Here is a 16480-nt window from a genome sequence, read left to right on the forward strand (position 1 = left end):
GCTGCGAATGTGTCGCAAAAAGAAAGAAGGGGCGGAAGCGAGCCCCCCGGCACGCTTCCGCCCCTGCCCCCTATGGAACCGGCGCCCCCCGGCACCGGACCCGTCTTTATCCCATGCGTCGCATCAGCCCCTTCTTGAGCCGGTCATGCGCGCTCTTCTTGATCTGACACACGCGCGCGGCGCCGACGCCGAGCACTTGCCCGATCTCCTCGAGGTTGAGTTCCTCGACATAATAGAGCTGGATCACCAGCTGCTCCTTTTCGGGCAGTTCGGCGACCGCCGCGATCAGCGCCTCGCGCTGGTCGGCATCGGCGAGCTGGTCGAAGGCCGACGGCTCGTCGGACATGAACCAGGGCCCCTCGTCCGAATAGACTTCGTCGATCGAATCGAACCGCACCGCCTCCGCGCTGGCATAGTCGCTGCGCAGTTTCTCTACCGTGACGCCGAGCTTCGACGCGACCGCCGCCTCGTCGGGCCGCCTGCCATGCTCGTCGGTCAGTGCCGTGACGGCATCGTTATAGACGCGCCGGCGCTTCATCGCGCCGCGGGTGATCGTCGCCTGCCGCCGCAACTCGTCGATCATCGCGCCGCGCACCCGCGTCTGCAGATACTGGTCGAAGCTGACGAGGCCGCGATCCTCGAAGCTCGCCGCCGCCTCGACCAATGCGACCAGGCCGATCTGGACCAGATCCTCGATATCGATCAGGCTGCTCATCGATCCATGGACATGCCAGGCGAGCCGCCGGACCAAGGGCATGTGCTTGCGCACCAGGCCGTCCATGTCGCGCTTGGTCTCGCCGGTGCGGCCATAGGTGAGCGCGAACTCATTGGGGGAGGGCTGGAAGTTCATGCCGGCACCAGCGCGGTTTCCGGCGCGCCGATCACGGCGACCACTTCGACCGACTTGTCCTCAGGCACTTCGAAGAAGCTCATCACGGGGGTATCCGGCAGACAGGTCTTGACCAGCTTGCGGATCGCGATGCGGATCGAGGGCTGGACGACCAGGGCGAAGGGCTTGGCCTCGGCGACCAAAGGCTGGGCGGCCTGCTGGAGCGCATCGACGATACGACGGCCGAGATCGGGCTCGATGGTGTTGCGCTTGGCCGGGTCCGAACGGACCGCCTGGCCCAGCAACGCCTCGAGCTGACCTTCGAGCGTCATCACGCGCAGCGGCTCGCGCACCCCGCACAGCCGCTGGATGATCAGCTGGCCAAGCTCCGGGCGGATCAGTTCGATGATCTCGTCGGCGTCGTGGGTCTTCTGCGCGGCCATGGCGATGGCGGCGGCGATGCGGCGGAATTCCTTGAGCGGGATGTTCTCCGCCAGCAGCCCGCGCAGCACCTGAGTGAGCGTCGTGATCGGCAGCGGGTTGGGCGACAGCGCCGAGACCAGCTGGGCGGCGCGTTCGCGCAGTCCGTCGAGCAGCGCCTGCACCTCGTCCGGCCCCAGCAGATCCGGCGCGTTCGAGATCAGCGCCTGGTTGAGATGGGTCGCCATCACGGTGCCCGGATCGACCACCAGCCAGCCCTGGCCGGTCGCCGCGTCGGCATCGGCGGGCGAAATCCACATCGCGTCGAGCCCGAAGGTCGGATCCTTGCCGGGCTTGCCGTTGAGGGTGCCCACGGCCTGGCCGGTGTCGAGCGCCAGCACCTCATCGGGCGAAACGCTGTCCTCGCCGATCACCACGCCGCCCACGACGATGCGATAGGTGAAGGGGTTGAGGTTGATGTCGTCGCGCACCCGCACCTGCGGCACCACGAAGCCAAGCTCCTTGGACAGCTGGCGGCGAACGCCGGTGATGCGGCCCATCAGCGCGCCACCGCGACGTTCGTCGATCAGCGGCACCAGGCCATAGCCGATGTCGATCATCACCTGCATGTTGTCGGTGACTTCGTCCCAGCCGATCTTCGAAGGGTCTTCGGGTTCGGCGGACTCTAGCTCGACCGGCGCGGCCGGGCGCTTGCTCGCCTGATACATCTTCCACGCCATGAAGCCCGAGCCGACCGCCGCAGGCAGGATGATGAAGGCGGGCATGCCCGGCATCACGCCCAGCAAGGCGATGATCACCGCGACCGGGGTCCAGGTCTTGTGGCTGGCGAACTGGCTGCCGATCTGGCTGGCCAGATCCTGGTCCTTGTTCGCGCTGACGCGAGTGACGATGGCGGCGGCGGCGATCGACAACAACAACGCCGGGATCTGCGCGACCAACGCGTCGCCGATCGCCAGCAGCACATAGGTCTGCGCCGCCTCGCCGATCGACAGGCCATGGCTGAGCGGGCCGAGGATCAGGCCGCCGATGATGTTGATGAACAGGATCAGCAGGCCGGCGATCGCGTCGCCCTTCACGAACTTGGACGAACCGTCCATCGCGCCGTAGAAATCAGCTTCGGTCGATACCTCGACGCGGCGCGCCTTGGCTTCGTCCGGGGTGATCAGCCCGGCGTTCAGATCGGCGTCGATCGCCATCTGCTTGCCGGGCAGGGCGTCGAGGGTGAAGCGCGCCGACACTTCGGACACGCGGCCCGCGCCCTTGGTCACCACGATCATGTTGATGATGATCAGGATCGCGAACACGAACAGGCCGACGACATAGTCGCCGCCGATCATGAAGGTGCCGAACGCCTCGATCACATGGCCGGCCGCCGCCTCGCCCTCATGTCCGTGACCCAGCACCACGCGCGTCGAGGCGACGTTGAGGCCGAGGCGGAACAGGGTCGCGAACAACAGCACGGTCGGGAAGGCGGAGAAGTCGAGCGGCTTCTGCGCGTTCAGCGCGACCATCAGCACCGCAAGGCTGATGACGATGTTCATGATGAAGAAGGTGTCGAGCAGGAAGGTCGGCACCGGCACGACCATCATCGCGACGAGCACGAGAATGGCGACGGGCAGGGCGAAGCTCTTCAGCGCGGGGGCAACACCCCCCTTGAGTGCAAGTGCGTTCACGCGGGTTACGCTCCCAGTCTCGCGAGCATCATATAGGCAAGCTTGGCCGTCTCAGGCGTCGGGCGCAGCGGATTGATCGCGCGCTCGGCCGTCCCTCGTCCGGCGGTTTGCAGCTGGTCGAGCGTCGCCAGCCATTTGCGGTCCTGTCCGACAGCGCCATTGCCCAGCACGACTTCGGCATCGGGGCCAAGCGACTGGACGAGCTGCTGGAACTTCGCATCGAGCTGGCCCGAGGCGAAGTTTCCCGACGCAAGACCGGTTGCGCCAGCCGAAGCGGCGCCCTTGTCGAGCTTGCCGGCGAACCGCTCATAGATCTGGCCAAGCGATCGCGGCGAGCCGTCCGAGGTATAGAAGACCCCGCGATTGGCGCGCGCGGCGGCGGGAAACAGGTTCGCGCCCGACTGGCCCGGGTTCGCCTCCATCGCACGCAGGAATTTCCGCGCGCCGCCGATGCCCAGGAAATGCGCCATATAGAGGTCGGTGCCATTGGCTTCGCGGCCCAGCGAACTCTCAAGGCTGTCCTTATTGTCGCTGGCATGTTCGGCGGCCATCAGCGACGCCATTTCAGGATCGTTGCGCATCGACAGGATCGCCTGGCGCGTTGCCGGGTCGCCGACGACGAAGCGGCCGCTGGAGGTGCGGCGGATGCTGTCCGACGCCCAGCCCATGCCGTGTTTGTCGCCATGTTCCTTGACCACGCCGAGCCAGCTTTGCTCGATGAACTGATAGAGGCCGGTGGCGCTCGAGGTGCGAGCGCGGGCATTGCTGCGCATCCCGCTTTCGACCTGTGCCTGGCCGAGCAGATAGTTGAAGTCGACACCGGTCTTCTGGCTGGCAGCCGCGATCGCCGTGGTGACGTTCGTCCTGGCTCCGATCGAAGGTATAGTCATCGGACTCTTGCTCTTCCCCCTGGGTAGGAGGTGTTCAGCAAGAGGCGTGCCAGTTGTCGGATTTTACCCGTTCAGCGGGTGATGTTGCCCGTCAGGCAAGCGTTCCGGCAATCCCGGGCCGGTAGGACGGCAAACTATTGCCGGTCAGCACCTGCAACCGCCGCCGCACATTGGCGGCCATCAGGTTGACATAGATGCGGGCGGTCTCGTTGAGGCGATGCGCCTCGTCCGCCAGCGCCTTGAGTTCGGGCGACAGTTCGGGTTCGTCGTCGTTCGCGGCCCCCACCGCGTCGATTCCGATCAATTTCTCACGCGTGGCACGCTCGAGCGCGGCGACGTCGTTCGCTTTCAGCGCATCGATCTCGGCGTGGAGCGCGTCGATCACGCGAACAAGGGCGTCACGCCGGGTCATGCGGGTTCCATTGAAGCTTGAGTGCGAGCAACCGGTCCGCAACGGTCGAAGGGACCAGCGGGAACTTGCCGTCCGCAATCGCCTTCTTGATCCGCGCAACACGCTCGGCATCCACCGGCGCGCTCGCGGCGGCAGCCTGGGTGATCGAAGCGGCGGTGCTGGTCTGGGCAGCCTGCGTCACGCCGTCCGTCGCCTTTACAGGCACGGCCGGGGCTACCGGCGTCAGGCGCCGGTCGGCAATGGATGCAGGCTTGAAGCCGACTGGATCAACCATGTCTGCGACCCTTTATTCTGCGGACATACGCAAAAACGACCGCGCGGCGGCAAGCTTTAGGAAAAAAGTTACTCGCCGAATCCGGGCAGCCGCGCACGGCCCGGTTCGAGCGCGATCGCGGCGACCGGCGGGCGCTTGTCGTCCACCTTGATCATGACGCGCGCGCCTGCGGCGGCATCCGCCACCGCCAGCCCTTCGCGGGTGATCGAGAAGCCGGCAGCACCGGCTTCGATCAGCACCGGATCGCCGCGCTTGATCACCGTCACCGGCTTGACCACCGCCGGCACAGGCATCGCCGTCACCGCGGGCACAACCGGTTTGGGCAGTGCGTTGACCGGCACGAATACGCGCCATTGCTGCGGCCCCTGACAGCGGATCACCACCGCGTCCTCCGCCGCCGAGCGCCAGCTCAGCTGGGGCGCATCGCATGCGGCAAGCTTCAGGCGCTTGTCCACCGGCGCACGCGCGCCGCCTTCCATGCCGATCGGCGCCCCCGCGAACTGTTCGACCAGCCGGTCGAGCATATCGGTCGACTGGAAAGTGGCCGGGCTGGCGCTTGCGGCCGCGACGGTCAGGAGAATGGCGATCATGTTTGCCTCCACTTCAATTCGTGCCGCCGGCGAAACCGACGGAAAGGGTAACGGCCCGGCGCTTGCCGGGGTCGGTGAGAATGGCGATGCGCGCCGGATCAGCCGCGCCGCTACGCACCAGCGCGGCGGCGACGGCGCGTGCGCGGTCGGCGGCAAGGATCGCAGCGCTACCGGTCGCGGCATCGACATCGCGCGCGCCGTCGGTCGATCCGGTAATGGTGATGCGCGTGCGTGAATCGCGCGCCGCGTCGCGGGCCCAAAGAATCGCGCCGCGCGGGTCGGCGTCCGCCGAACCTTCGGCAAAGCCTTCCACCCGCGCCATCGCGACCGCCATCGGCGCGGGCGCGGAGTCCTCGATCCCGAAACCGGCGCGCAGCCCGGCGAGCAGCGTCTCGCGATCCAACTCGCGATTGGCCTGGAGCAGTACGAAGAAGCCAACCAGCAACAGCGCGAGATCGGCGAGCGTGATCAGCCACACCGATCGCGCGGGTACGATCTCATCCCACATGTCGGTGGGAAGGCGGGCACTCACGCCGCAATCTCCCGCTTGCGCGCGCGTTCGAGCGTCGCGAGATGCGCGAGCGGTGCGGCAAGCCGCAGCCGCTCGGTCGCCTCGGCCCGGGCGAGCCGCTTGAGCCGCGAGGCGATCGGCATCGCGATCAGGTTGGCCACCAGCGCGCCATAGAGCGTCGCGAGCAGCGCAACGGCCATGGCCGCGCCGATCGTCTCGGGATCCTGCATCGACGCGAACATCTGGACCAGGCCCAGGATCGTTCCGATCAACCCCATCGCCGGCGCCGCCTCGGCCGCGCCGGTCCACACCTCGATCGCGGCACGATGCCGCTCGGCGCGCGCAGTCACGCGATCGCAGACCAGCCGTTCGACCTGCTCCGGCGAAGCGCCGTCCACCGCCACCTCGATCGCCGCCGCCAGGTCGGGATCCCCGATCACCGCGCGATCGAGCGAGAACAACCCGTGGCGATGCGCGATGCGCTCCTGCGCCGCGATCTGGACGAGCAGCGCGTCGGCGCTGAACGGCCTGCGCCACAGCACCGTCAGCGCCGCTAGCGCCCGGCCGACATCGGCGAGCCGATTGCGCAGCACCATGGAGAGCGCGGTGCCGCCGAGCACGATCCCGATCGCGAGCGGATCGAGGAAGGTACCGGGCACCAGCGCGCTCGCGGCGGTGGCGGGTTGGGAAAGCGCGGCAATGTTCATGCGCGATTCTTTGCAAGCACCGGGCCAATTGCCTTTCGCGCCACCGGGCGAGGTCGGGACCGGCAACGCGGCGGCAGCGACCGGCAAAACCGGCAAGATCGATTGCCGCCACCGGCAACATCTTGCCGCTCGCTGGGCATTTCCCGGCAATCGGGGCCATTTCAACCGTAAACCCGGAAACTGGCACGCCCATTGCTAGGAAGGCCGCGAACAAATGTGCGGAGGACGCATAGCATGGGTCAGAACAGTCTTTTCGGGGTGCACGGTGCGGCGCTCGCGGTGCGCTCGCAGCGCATGGGCGTGCTCGCGTCGAACATCGCGAACGCCTCGACGCCCGGCTACAAGGCCAAGGACATCGATTTCAAGGAAGCGCTGAGCGCGATCGAAACCCCCGGCATGGCGGGCACCGATCCGATCGAGGGCGCGACCAAGTTCCGCATCCCGCTCCAGCCCAGCCTCGACGGCAACACCGTCGAGCTCGCGACCGAGCAGACCGCCTTTGCCGAGAACGCCGTCGCCTATCAGACGACGCTCGCGTTCCTGAACGGGCGCATCTCCACCATCACCCGCGCGCTGAAGGGAGAATAACCATGCCGGATCAGCCGCTCAGCATTTTCCAGGTCGCGGGCCGCGCCATGTCGGCGCAGCTCGTGCGGATGAACACCACCGCATCGAACCTCGCCAATGTCGGCCAGGTCGCATCGTCGGCGGCTGAGGCCTATCGCACGCAGAAGCCGGTGTTCCGCACCGCCTTCGACGCCGCGAACAACCTCGCCACGGTCGATGTCGAAAGCGTGGTCACCGCGGGCGAAGCGCCGACCAAGCGCTACGACCCCGGCAACCCGATGGCCGACAAGGACGGCAACATCTGGGAAAGCGCGGTCGACGAGACCCGCGAGCTGGTCGACATGATGGAGACCGCCCGCACCTATCAGAACAATGTCGAGGTGATGCAGACGGCGAAGACGCTGATCACCCAGACGCTCAACCTGGGACGCAGCTGATGGCCGGTTTTGATGATGTGATGTCGAAGCTCGGCATCGGCCGCACCGGTGGCACCGACAAGAACGCGCCGGCAAAGGGTGGCAAGTCCACTTTGGGCCAGGCCGATTTCCTGACGCTGATGACCGCGCAGATGAAGAACCAGGATCCGTTCGATCCGGTCGACAACACGCAGATGGTCGCCCAGATGGCGCAATTCTCGTCGCTCGCCGGCATCAGCGAGATGAACACGACGCTGCAGGCGATCGCCGGCAAGCTCGGCGCGACCTCGACCACGGACCTGGTATCGTGGGTCGGCCGCACCGTGCTCACCGAGGGCAGCACCGCCTATCCGCGCACCGACGGCACGCTTGGCGGCGTGATCGAACTTGGCGCCGACGCCAAGGAGGTCAACGTCGTCATCGAAGGGCCGAACGGCGAGATTCTCAAGAATGTCGCGCTCGGCAAGGCTAATAAGGGCCCGCTCGAATTCGAATGGGACGGCAAGACGGACACTGGCGAGAAAGCCGGCAACGGCCCGTTCAAGATCCGTGTCGCCGCGCAGAACGCCGATGGCGGCGCGGTCACCGCCAAGCCGCTCGTCTGGGCCCCTGTCACCGCGGTGGCGATGGGCAGCGACGGCAACCCCGTCCTTACCCTGCCCGGCATCGGCCAGGTTTCCGCCACCGCCGTCCGCAAGATCGGCTGAACACTCGCTTTCCAAGGAGCATAAGCAATGTCCTTCTACACCTCGCTCTCGGGTCTTCAGGCGGCGCAGACCGATATGTCGACCATCAGCCACAATCTGTCGAACGTCTCGACCAACGGCTTCAAGAAGAGCCGTACCGAGTTCGCCGACGTCATCGCGTCGAGCGTGTCGCTCAACCCCAACCAGATGATCGGCTCGGGCACCACGGTGAAGGCGATCCGTCAGCAGTTCGGCCAGGGTGGCACGCAGCAGTCCTCGTCCAGCCTCGACATCGCGATCTCGGGCGACGGCTTCTTCGCGGTCAAGCCGAGCCTCGATGCGGCCGGCGTCAACTTCACCCGCAACGGCAGCTTCCTGGTCGACAGTGAACGCTATGTCACCGACTCGCAGGGTTCGTATCTTCAGGTCTATCCGGTCGACGGCTCGGGCGCGGTGATCGCGACCGGCATGGGTTCGACCGTCAATTTGCGCCTGCCGCAGACCAGCGGCGTGCCCGAGGCGACCAAGAATGTGAAGCTCGCGCTCAACCTGTCGGCGCACGCGTCGATCCCGAAGAACGCGTCGCGCTTCACGCCCGACACGCCCTATGCGTTCGACCGCTTCGATCCGGGCACCTACAACAACTCGACCCAGACGACGATCTACGACGCCAGCGGCAACCCGCTGACGATGACCAACTATTTCGTGCGTGAAACCTCGACCACGCCAAGCACCTGGTCGGTCTATTCGTTCGTCGGCGACAAGCAGCTCGGCACCAACGCGTCGAACCCGGCACCGGTCACGCTGACCTTCGATTCGAGTGGCGCGATCACCTCGCCGACCACGCCGACCCAGTTCGCGCCGTTCACCGTCGGCACCAGCACGACCGAGCAGTCGATCTCGCTCGACTTCGGCAGCGCGACCACGCAGCTCGGCCAGCCCTTCAGCGTCAACAACCGCTCGCAGGACGGCAAGGCCGTCGGCCAGCTCGACGGCGTGACGGTGGGTGAGGACGGTACCGTCCGCGCCAGCTTCTCGAACGGCGACAGCCAGGCGCTGGGCAAGATCGCGCTCGCCAACTTCTCCAACCCATCAGGCCTGCGCCAGCTCGGCAATTCGACCTGGGCCGCCACCGGCCTGTCGGGCGAGCCTCGCCTCGGCGAGCCGGGCTCGAACGGCTTTGGCGGCCTGATGTCGGGCGCGATCGAACGGTCGAACGTCGACATCACCGAGGAGCTGGTCGGGCTGATCGCGGCGCAGCGCAACTTCCAGGCGAACGCCAAGGCGCTCGATACCGCGAGCCAGATCTCGCAGACCATCTTCAACATCCGCAGCTAATTCAGGGACTTGGAGGCTAAGCGATGGACAGACTCGTCTACACCGCGCTGTCGGGGCTCAAGGGCCAGATGGATGCGCAGGCGACGATCGCGAACAACATCGCGAACGCCTCCACGATCGGCTTCCGCGCCGACCGGGTCAATTTCGAACGGCTGATGATCAAGGGCGACGGACACAACAGCCGCTTGCCCAGCGCCGAAACCGTCGTCGATATGGACCGGCGCGCAGGCACCGTCGTCCAGACCGGCCGCGATCTCGATATCGCCATCACCGGCAACAACTGGCTTGGCATTCAGGCTGCCGATGGCAGCGAAGCATACACACGGCGCGGTGATCTCCGTATCGCGCCGAGTGGCGTCTTGGAAACCGGCGACGGTTTCCCGGTGATGGGGTCGGGGGGCCCCATCACCGTGCCGCCCTACGACAAGATCATGATCGCCGAGGACGGCACCATTTCGATCGTGCCGCCCGGCGCAGATCCGGCCGCGCCGCCGCAGGTGATCGATCAACTGAAGCTGGTCAGCGACCAGGGCAGCAAAACCGTCAAGGGGCTGGACAATCTGCTCCACGTCCGCGGCGGCGGCGTACTGCCAGCCGATCTCGAGGCACGCGTCCAGACCGGTTCGCTCGAACAGTCGAACGTCAACCTTACCCAGTCGCTGGTCGACATGATCGAGAACCAGCGCAGCTACGAGGTGCAGGCCAACCTGCTCCGCGAAGCCAAGTCGATGGACGAGAGCGCCGCATCACTGATGCGCGTCAGCTAAGAATTTAAGGGAAGGATTAGACCCATGGGTTCCGCAGCAATGCACATCGCGCGCACCGGGCTTGATGCCCAGGACATGCGCATGCGGGTGATCTCGAACAACCTCGCCAACGTCAACACCACGGGCTTCAAGCGCGACCGCGCCAGCTTCGAGGCGCTGGCCTATCAGGTCGTCACCGCGCCCGGCTCGGCCAGCACGTCGGAAACGCAATACGCCACCGGCCTCAACCTCGGTACCGGCGTCCGCGTCCAGGGCACCGCGCGCATCGACACCCAGGGGTCGTTCCAGACCACCGGCGGTGCGCTCGACATGGCACTCGACGGCAACGGCTTCTTCCAGGTGCAGATGCCCGGCGGCCAGCTCGGTTACACCCGCGCCGGCAATTTCACGCGCAGCCCCGAAGGGCTGCTGGTGACGGCCGAGGGCTATCAGGTGATGCCCGGCATCACGATCCCGGAAGGCGCGACCGCGATCACCGTCGGCACCGATGGCACCGTTTCCGCCTCCGTCCCAGGCCAGACCGAATCCAGCCAGATCGGTCAGATCCAGATCGCGGCCTTCCCCAATTCGGCGGGTCTTCAGGCGATCGGCGACAATTTCCTGGTCGAGACCTCGGCCAGCGGCGCGGTCAATCTCGGCATCGCCGGGCAGGACGGCCGCGGCAAGATTCGCCAGGGCATGCTCGAGGGGTCGAACGTCAACGTCGTCGAGGAACTGGTCGACATGATCGAGACCCAACGCGCGTACGAGGTCAATTCGAAGATGATCTCGGCGTCCGACGAGATGCTCAAATATGTCAACCAGAACCTCTGAGGGCCAGCTGATGAAGTTCGCCGCAGGCCTGCTCACCGGCGCCGCGATCGTCGCGGCGATCGCCCTCGCCCAGCCCGCCCACGCGAAGCTGTTCGGGAAGAAAGCGCCGAAGGAAGACTTCAGCGCCTCGCTCCCCGTCGCGCCCGTCGTGGCGCCGGCGGCCAACGGCTCGATCTTCCAGGCGAGCGACGGCTATGCCGCGCTCCACGAAGGCACCCGCGCGCGTCGCGTCGGCGACCCGCTGACGATCGTGCTGGTCGAGCGCACCAGCGCGTCCAAGTCCGCCGGATCGCAGCTCGACAGCGGCGGCGGCTTCGGGCTGACCCCGCCGACCACCGGCGCGCTCAACCTGTTCAACCAGAGCGACGCCAGCATCAGCGGTAAGCGCAACTTCAAGGGTGCAGGCAGCGCCGACCAGTCGAACGCGCTGTCGGGTGAGGTCACAGTCACTGTCGCCGCGGTCTATCCCAACGGCACGATGCTGGTGCAGGGGCAGAAGCGCGTGACGCTCAACCGCGGCGACGAGTTCGTCCAGATCAAGGGCGTGGTCCGCGCGACCGATATCGATGCCAACAACCGCATCGCCTCCACGCGTGTCGCCGATGCCCGCATCGCTTACACCGGCAAGGGCGATGTCGCCCGTGCCAGCCGTCAGGGGTGGCTCAGCCGCTTCTTCTCGGTCATCAGTCCGTTCTGAGGAAATCACGCATGACCCGCTTCCTCATCGCTCTGCTCGCCGCCCTCTTCTTCGCTCAGCCCGTCGCGGCGGAGCGGATCAAGGATCTGGGCGGGTTCCAGGGCATTCGTTCGAACCAGCTCACCGGCTACGGCATCGTCGTCGGTCTGCCCGGCACGGGTGACGACAACCTCGAATATACCGTCCAGTCGATGAAGGGCGTCACCGCCCGCTTCGGCCTGGCGCTGCCGCCGGGCGTCAATCCGGCGCTCAAGAACGCCGCGGTGGTGATGATCACCGCCGAACTGCCGCCCTTCGCCAAGCCGGGGCAGAAACTCGACATCACCGTCTCGTCGATGGGCAAGGCCAAGTCGCTGCGCGGCGGTACGTTGGTGCTGACCCCGCTGATCGGTGCCGACAGTCAGATTTATGCGATGGCGCAGGGCAATCTCGCCGTCGGCGGCCTCGGCGCGGAGGGCAAGGACGGGTCGCAGATCGTCGTCAACACGCCCTCGTCAGGCCGTATCCCCGAGGGTGCGACGGTCGAGCGCGCGGTCGAGACCGGTTTCGCCGATACGCCCAACCTCACCTACAACCTCGCCCGCGCGGACTTCACCACGGCGCAGCGCGTCGCGGATGCGATCAACGGCCGCTTCGGCTTCGGCACCGCCCGCGCGGTCGACGGCGTGTCGGTCGCGGTGATGGCCAAGCCCGGTGCTGATGTGCGCGCGCAGCTGATGAGCGAGATCGAGAATCTCACCGTCGATGCAGCCGAGGCGGCGGCGAAAGTAATTGTTAATGCGCGCACCGGAACGGTCGTTATCAATTCCGCGGTCCGGGTCAGCCCGGCGGCGGTAACACATGGTAAACTCACTGTTCGTATTGATGAAGCCCAGCGCGTCAGCCAGCCGGCGCCGTTCAGCCAGGGGGAAACCGCGGTCGAACAGCGTAGCGGTGTTGGCGTAGAGGAGGAGAAGCGTCCGATGTTCCTGCTGGAACCGGGTCCGAAGCTTGCCGATGTGGTCAAGGCGGTGAACGCGATCGGCGCGTCCCCGGCTGACCTTGTCGCGATCCTCGAAGCCCTGAAGCAGGCCGGCGCGCTCAAAGCCGAATTGATCGTCCTGTGACCGATCTCCGCGCGCCTTCTCCCGCAACGCTCAAGCTGGCTGGTACGGTTTCGACCGATACCGCGCGCCTCGGCACGCGCGACAATCTGGACAAGGCGGGCGAGCAGTTCGAGGCGATCTTCACCAAGATGATGCTGTCCTCGATGCGCAAGGCGAAGCTGGCCGACAGCCTGTTCGAAAGCCAGGCGCTCGACCAGTTCCGCGACATGCAGGATCAGAAGCTGGCCGAGAACATGGCCACGCACACGCCGATGGGAATCGGCAAGGCGATGACCGCGTTCCTCGCCAAGGCCGGAAGCGTCACCGAAGCCGCGCCGACGGCGGAAGGTGAACCCAAATGACCGACATGCTCTCGATCGGCGCCAGCGGTATCCGCGCGTATCAGACCGCGCTGACCACGACGTCGGAGAATGTCGCCAATGCCGGCACCGCGGGCTATTCGCGCCGCGTCACCGGCACGCGTGAGGTCGCCGCGCCCAGCGACGGATCGAACCGCGTCCTCAACGGCCTTGGCGTCACCGTTTCGGGCATCACCCGTTCGGCCAGCGACCTGCGCGCCGCCGAGGTGCGCAGCGCCGGCTCCGATCTCGCACGCAGCGAGGCGGGCGCGGTGTGGCTCAACCGGATCGAAGGCGCGCTGACCGGCAACAAGCTCGACGAGCGCCTGACCGCCTTCTTCAACTCGGCGACCGCGCTCGCCGCCAATCCCTCGGCCAGCGCGCCGCGCGCGACGATGCTTCAGGCGGCCGCGAGCCTTGCCAGCAGCTTCTCCGCGACCGGCGCGGCGCTCGACGGCGCGCTCGCGGACCTCGACCAGTCGGCCGATGCGATGGCGGATCAGCTCAACACGCTGACCACCAGTCTTTCCAAGGTCAATTCGGCGCTCGGCCGCGTATCGCCGGGCACCAGTTCGCAAGCGGCATTGCTCGACGAGCGCGACCGGCTGCTCGAATCGATGAGCGCGCTCACCGATGTCAGCGCCAGCTTCGACACCTCCGGCCGCGCCACCGTCAAGGCGGGCGGCGGCGGGCCGCTGCTCGTCCAGGGCGATCAGGCCGCGGTCGCAACTTATGCGCGCGGGCCGAACGGATCAGTCTCCTTCGCCGTCTATGGCATCGACGGTTCCCACGCACTCAGCCCGGGCGGCGGCACGATGGCTGGAATCGCCGAAGGCGCGGCACGGATCGCCGACGCGCGCGCCGCGCTCAACCAGATCGCGGTCGGTGTCGCCAACGGCGTCAACACCGTCCAGGCCGGCGGCCACGACCTCGACGGCAATGCCGGCGCGGCGATGTTCAGCGCCACCGGCGCATCCGACTTCAAGCTCGTGCTCGATGACCCGCGCGGCATCGCCGCGGCATCGCCGGGCGGAGGCGAGCGGAACAACGGCAATCTCGCCGCGCTGGCGACGCTGCGCAAGGACGGCAAGTTCGAGGGCAGTCTGACCACGCTGACCACCGATAATGCCAGCGCGCTTGCCGCGCGCCGCTCGATCGCCGAAGTGCAATCGACGATCCGCTCCAACGCCGCCGCCGCCCGCGATTCGATCACGGGCGTCAATGTGGACGAGGAAGCGGTTGACCTGATCCGCTTCCAGCAGGCCTATCAGGCGTCTAGCCGCGTCATCCAGGTCGCGCGCGAGACGCTCGACGCCATCTTCAACATCCGGTGACCCTCATGCGCGTGCCGACCAACCAGCGCTTCGACCGCCCCTCGCTGCTGATGGCGAGCCTGAACAGTCAGGCCGATCGGCTGCAGACCCAGATCGCGACGGGCAAGAAGATTCTCGCCCCGTCCGACAGCGCGTCGGGCTGGCAGCAGCTTTCGGGCCTCAAGCGCGCCACCGCGAACGACGATGCCTATGCGTCGAACATCAAGATGGCGCAGTCGCTGCTGAAATCGTCCGATACCGCACTCGACTCGATCGAGACCCAGCTTCAGCGTGCCAAGGCGTTCGCGGTCCAGGCCAACAGCCAGACGATGACACCCCAGGGTCGCGCCGCGATCCTGAAAGAGGTCGAGGCGATCATCACCGACCTGCTCGGCACGGTGAATACCAAGGACAGTCGGGGCCAGCCGCTGTTCGGCGGCGCGGCGGGAGACGCCGCCTTTGCGCGCCAGCCCAACGGGTCGATCGCCTATGTCGGCAGCGGCACGCCCGCGCCGATCCCGGTCGGCGACGGGGTCGACATCGCCGCAACCGAGACCGGCGACCGCGCCTTTGGCGGGATCGCCGGGACCAATGGCCAAACCGACATGTTCGCCATCCTTTCGGCCTTCGCCGCGGCGCTTCAGCCCGGTGCCGAGGGGGCCGGCGGAATCGATACCGCGATGAAGGATCTCGACGCCGCGCTCGACCAGGTCGGCTCGACGCGCACATCGGTCGGCGCGCGCGCCTTCCGCATGGACCTTGAGGCCGAACGGCTGGCCGAGGTGGACGACACGCGCGAAGCGACCCGTTCGGGCATCGAGGACGTTAATCCGGCGACCGCGATCGCCGAATTGCAGAAGACGCTGACGATCCTGCAGGCGACCCAGGCGAGCTTCAGCAAGCTCACCAGCCTGTCGCTGTTCGACTATCTCCGCTGAGCTGAGAACCCCTGACCTTTGGCGACTTCCGCCATTCCCGCCCAGGCGGGAAGCCGATCCGGCTGCCTGATCGTCAAGCGCCACGCCGTCAACGGCAATCGATCCTCGCACGTGCGGAATGACGGCCAAGGCGCAGATCGTTAACCATATCCTAGCGCTTTTCCCCTCAAGGTCGGCCGCGCGCGGTCGTTTGTACCAGTAACCAAGCCTGCGCCCGGGGAGCCACGCGAAGTCATGTTTCCAGTCATCGGTTTCGTCGTCCTCATCGCCATGGTGTTCGGCGGTTTCGCCATCACCGGCGGCGCGCTTGAGCCTGTGCTGCACGCGCTCCCGCACGAAATGCTCATCATCGGCGGCGCCGCATTGGGCGCGCTGATCATCGGCAACAGCGGCCGCGAGCTGAAGGCGCTGGGCGGCGGCTTCATGAAGGTGCTCAAGGGGCCGAAGTACAAGAAGCAGGACTATCTCGACGTCATCTTCCTGGTCAGCAAGCTGATGAAGATGCTGCGCGTCGACGGCCCGATCGCGCTCGAACCGCATGTCGAGGACCCGAAGTCCTCCGCCATCTTCGCGGAATATCCCCGGCTGCTCGCCGATCACACGCTGGTCGACCTGATCTCCGATACGCTGCGTCTGGTCGTCGTCTCGTCGGGCACGCTCGACGTGCACGCGGTTGAGGACGTGATGGACAACGCCATCAAGACCCACCACCACCATGTCGAGGAGCCGCAGCACGCGCTGCAGGGTCTCGCCGACGCGCTCCCCGCGCTCGGCATCGTCGCCGCGGTGCTCGGCGTGGTGAAGACGATGGGCTCGATCGACCAGCCACCCGCGATTCTGGGCGCGATGATCGGCTCGGCGCTGGTCGGCACCTTCCTCGGCGTGCTGTTGGCCTACGGCCTGGTCGGTCCGCTGGCGGGCCGCCTCAAGCAGATCATCGATGCCGACGCCGCGATCTATCACACGGTCAAGCAGATCATCATCGCCTCGCTCCACGGCCATCCGCAGCCGCTGGTGATCGAAGCGGCCCGCTCGGGCATCGCCCATCACAACCAGCCCGGCTTCGCCGAAGTGTTCGATGGCCTGCGCGGCCGCTGATCATGAGGCACGGCACCGGCCCGCTCCCCCACCCGGCCACCCACCCGGCCACCCACACGGTACTCTCGATGGGTGG

21 protein-coding genes are annotated in these 16480 nt (G+C 66.7%); 13 read left to right on the forward strand and 8 right to left on the reverse strand.

Annotated features, from left to right (window positions below):
- Nucleotides 1–106 precede the first annotated feature (106 nt).
- From AC07M1_RS00410 to AC07M1_RS00445, 8 genes are all read right to left on the reverse strand, one after another.
- Entirely contained in the window at nucleotides 107–850 is a 744-nt protein-coding gene (locus tag AC07M1_RS00410) for a sigma-70 family RNA polymerase sigma factor (RefSeq protein WP_495160597.1), read from the reverse strand.
- The gene (gene flhA / locus AC07M1_RS00415) at nucleotides 847–2943 is read right to left on the reverse strand and encodes a flagellar biosynthesis protein FlhA (RefSeq protein WP_495160598.1); all 2097 of its coding nucleotides are present in this window, start codon (nucleotides 2941–2943) and stop codon (nucleotides 847–849) included. Before flhA ends, AC07M1_RS00410 begins: the two co-directional genes overlap by 4 nt.
- 5 nt (nucleotides 2944–2948) lie before the next feature.
- Complete coding sequence (locus tag AC07M1_RS00420; protein WP_495160599.1) at nucleotides 2949–3833, reverse strand: lytic transglycosylase domain-containing protein; 885 nt, start codon at nucleotides 3831–3833, stop codon at nucleotides 2949–2951.
- Nucleotides 3834–3924: 91 nt separating this feature from the next.
- Nucleotides 3925–4245, reverse strand: a complete 321-nt coding sequence (locus tag AC07M1_RS00425) for a flagellar protein FlgN (RefSeq protein ID WP_495160600.1) — start codon at nucleotides 4243–4245, stop codon at nucleotides 3925–3927.
- The gene (gene flgM, locus AC07M1_RS00430; RefSeq protein ID WP_495160601.1) at nucleotides 4232–4519 is read right to left on the reverse strand and encodes a flagellar biosynthesis anti-sigma factor FlgM; all 288 of its coding nucleotides are present in this window, start codon (nucleotides 4517–4519) and stop codon (nucleotides 4232–4234) included. The genes AC07M1_RS00425 and flgM overlap by 14 nt, the downstream gene beginning before the upstream one ends.
- Nucleotides 4520–4587: 68 nt before the next feature.
- Nucleotides 4588–5109 (reverse strand): flagella basal body P-ring formation protein FlgA, encoded by a 522-nt coding sequence (locus AC07M1_RS00435; RefSeq protein WP_495160602.1) that lies wholly within the window; start codon nucleotides 5107–5109, stop codon nucleotides 4588–4590.
- A 13-nt stretch (nucleotides 5110–5122) separates the two neighbouring features.
- Complete coding sequence (locus AC07M1_RS00440) at nucleotides 5123–5641, reverse strand: flagellar motor protein MotB (protein ID WP_495160603.1); 519 nt, start codon at nucleotides 5639–5641, stop codon at nucleotides 5123–5125.
- Nucleotides 5638–6327, reverse strand: a complete 690-nt coding sequence (locus AC07M1_RS00445) for a motility protein A (RefSeq protein ID WP_495160604.1) — start codon at nucleotides 6325–6327, stop codon at nucleotides 5638–5640. Before AC07M1_RS00445 ends, AC07M1_RS00440 begins: the two co-directional genes overlap by 4 nt.
- Between AC07M1_RS00445 and AC07M1_RS00450 the strand changes: the two genes are divergently transcribed.
- The 13 genes from AC07M1_RS00450 (at nucleotide 6320) to motA (ending at nucleotide 16404) form a co-directional block, all read left to right on the forward strand.
- On the forward strand, nucleotides 6320–6526 hold the full coding sequence (locus AC07M1_RS00450; RefSeq protein ID WP_495160605.1) for a hypothetical protein: 207 nt from the start codon (nucleotides 6320–6322) through the stop codon (nucleotides 6524–6526). The two genes, AC07M1_RS00445 and AC07M1_RS00450, sit on opposite strands and share 8 nt — an antisense overlap.
- Before the next feature lie 35 nt (nucleotides 6527–6561).
- Entirely contained in the window at nucleotides 6562–6915 is a 354-nt protein-coding gene (gene flgB, locus AC07M1_RS00455; RefSeq protein ID WP_495160606.1) for a flagellar basal body rod protein FlgB, read from the forward strand.
- Nucleotides 6916–6917: 2 nt separating this feature from the next.
- Nucleotides 6918–7331 carry a flagellar basal body rod protein FlgC gene (gene flgC, locus AC07M1_RS00460; RefSeq protein WP_447727610.1) on the forward strand — a complete coding sequence of 138 codons (414 nt, stop codon included), beginning with the start codon at nucleotides 6918–6920 and terminating at the stop codon, nucleotides 7329–7331.
- Nucleotides 7331–8017 (forward strand): flagellar hook assembly protein FlgD, encoded by a 687-nt coding sequence (locus AC07M1_RS00465; protein ID WP_495160607.1) that lies wholly within the window; start codon nucleotides 7331–7333, stop codon nucleotides 8015–8017. The genes flgC and AC07M1_RS00465 overlap by 1 nt, the downstream gene beginning before the upstream one ends.
- A gap of 27 nt (nucleotides 8018–8044) precedes the next feature.
- On the forward strand, nucleotides 8045–9334 hold the full coding sequence (gene flgE / locus AC07M1_RS00470) for a flagellar hook protein FlgE (RefSeq protein ID WP_495160608.1): 1290 nt from the start codon (nucleotides 8045–8047) through the stop codon (nucleotides 9332–9334).
- A gap of 23 nt (nucleotides 9335–9357) precedes the next feature.
- Nucleotides 9358–10101 carry a flagellar basal-body rod protein FlgF gene (gene flgF / locus AC07M1_RS00475; protein WP_495160609.1) on the forward strand — a complete coding sequence of 248 codons (744 nt, stop codon included), beginning with the start codon at nucleotides 9358–9360 and terminating at the stop codon, nucleotides 10099–10101.
- Nucleotides 10102–10125: 24 nt separating this feature from the next.
- Nucleotides 10126–10914: a flagellar basal-body rod protein FlgG gene (gene flgG / locus AC07M1_RS00480; protein ID WP_495160610.1), complete on the forward strand. Its 789-nt coding sequence runs from the start codon at nucleotides 10126–10128 to the stop codon at nucleotides 10912–10914.
- 10 nt (nucleotides 10915–10924) lie between these two features.
- On the forward strand, nucleotides 10925–11611 hold the full coding sequence (locus AC07M1_RS00485; protein WP_495160611.1) for a flagellar basal body L-ring protein FlgH: 687 nt from the start codon (nucleotides 10925–10927) through the stop codon (nucleotides 11609–11611).
- 11 nt (nucleotides 11612–11622) lie between these two features.
- The gene (locus tag AC07M1_RS00490; protein WP_495160612.1) at nucleotides 11623–12717 is read left to right on the forward strand and encodes a flagellar basal body P-ring protein FlgI; all 1095 of its coding nucleotides are present in this window, start codon (nucleotides 11623–11625) and stop codon (nucleotides 12715–12717) included.
- The gene (locus tag AC07M1_RS00495; RefSeq protein WP_495160613.1) at nucleotides 12714–13058 is read left to right on the forward strand and encodes a rod-binding protein; all 345 of its coding nucleotides are present in this window, start codon (nucleotides 12714–12716) and stop codon (nucleotides 13056–13058) included. Before AC07M1_RS00490 ends, AC07M1_RS00495 begins: the two co-directional genes overlap by 4 nt.
- A complete protein-coding gene (flgK, locus tag AC07M1_RS00500; RefSeq protein ID WP_495160614.1) occupies nucleotides 13055–14389 on the forward strand; it encodes a flagellar hook-associated protein FlgK in 1335 nt (444 codons plus the stop codon). The genes AC07M1_RS00495 and flgK overlap by 4 nt, the downstream gene beginning before the upstream one ends.
- Before the next feature lie 5 nt (nucleotides 14390–14394).
- Complete coding sequence (flgL, locus tag AC07M1_RS00505) at nucleotides 14395–15306, forward strand: flagellar hook-associated protein FlgL (protein WP_495162783.1); 912 nt, start codon at nucleotides 14395–14397, stop codon at nucleotides 15304–15306.
- A gap of 234 nt (nucleotides 15307–15540) precedes the next feature.
- Nucleotides 15541–16404 carry a flagellar motor stator protein MotA gene (motA, locus tag AC07M1_RS00510; protein ID WP_495160615.1) on the forward strand — a complete coding sequence of 288 codons (864 nt, stop codon included), beginning with the start codon at nucleotides 15541–15543 and terminating at the stop codon, nucleotides 16402–16404.
- The last annotated feature ends 76 nt before the right edge of the window (nucleotides 16405–16480 follow it).

The sequence above is a fragment of the Sphingomonas sp. GW821-FHT10C01 genome, from assembly GCF_059415525.1.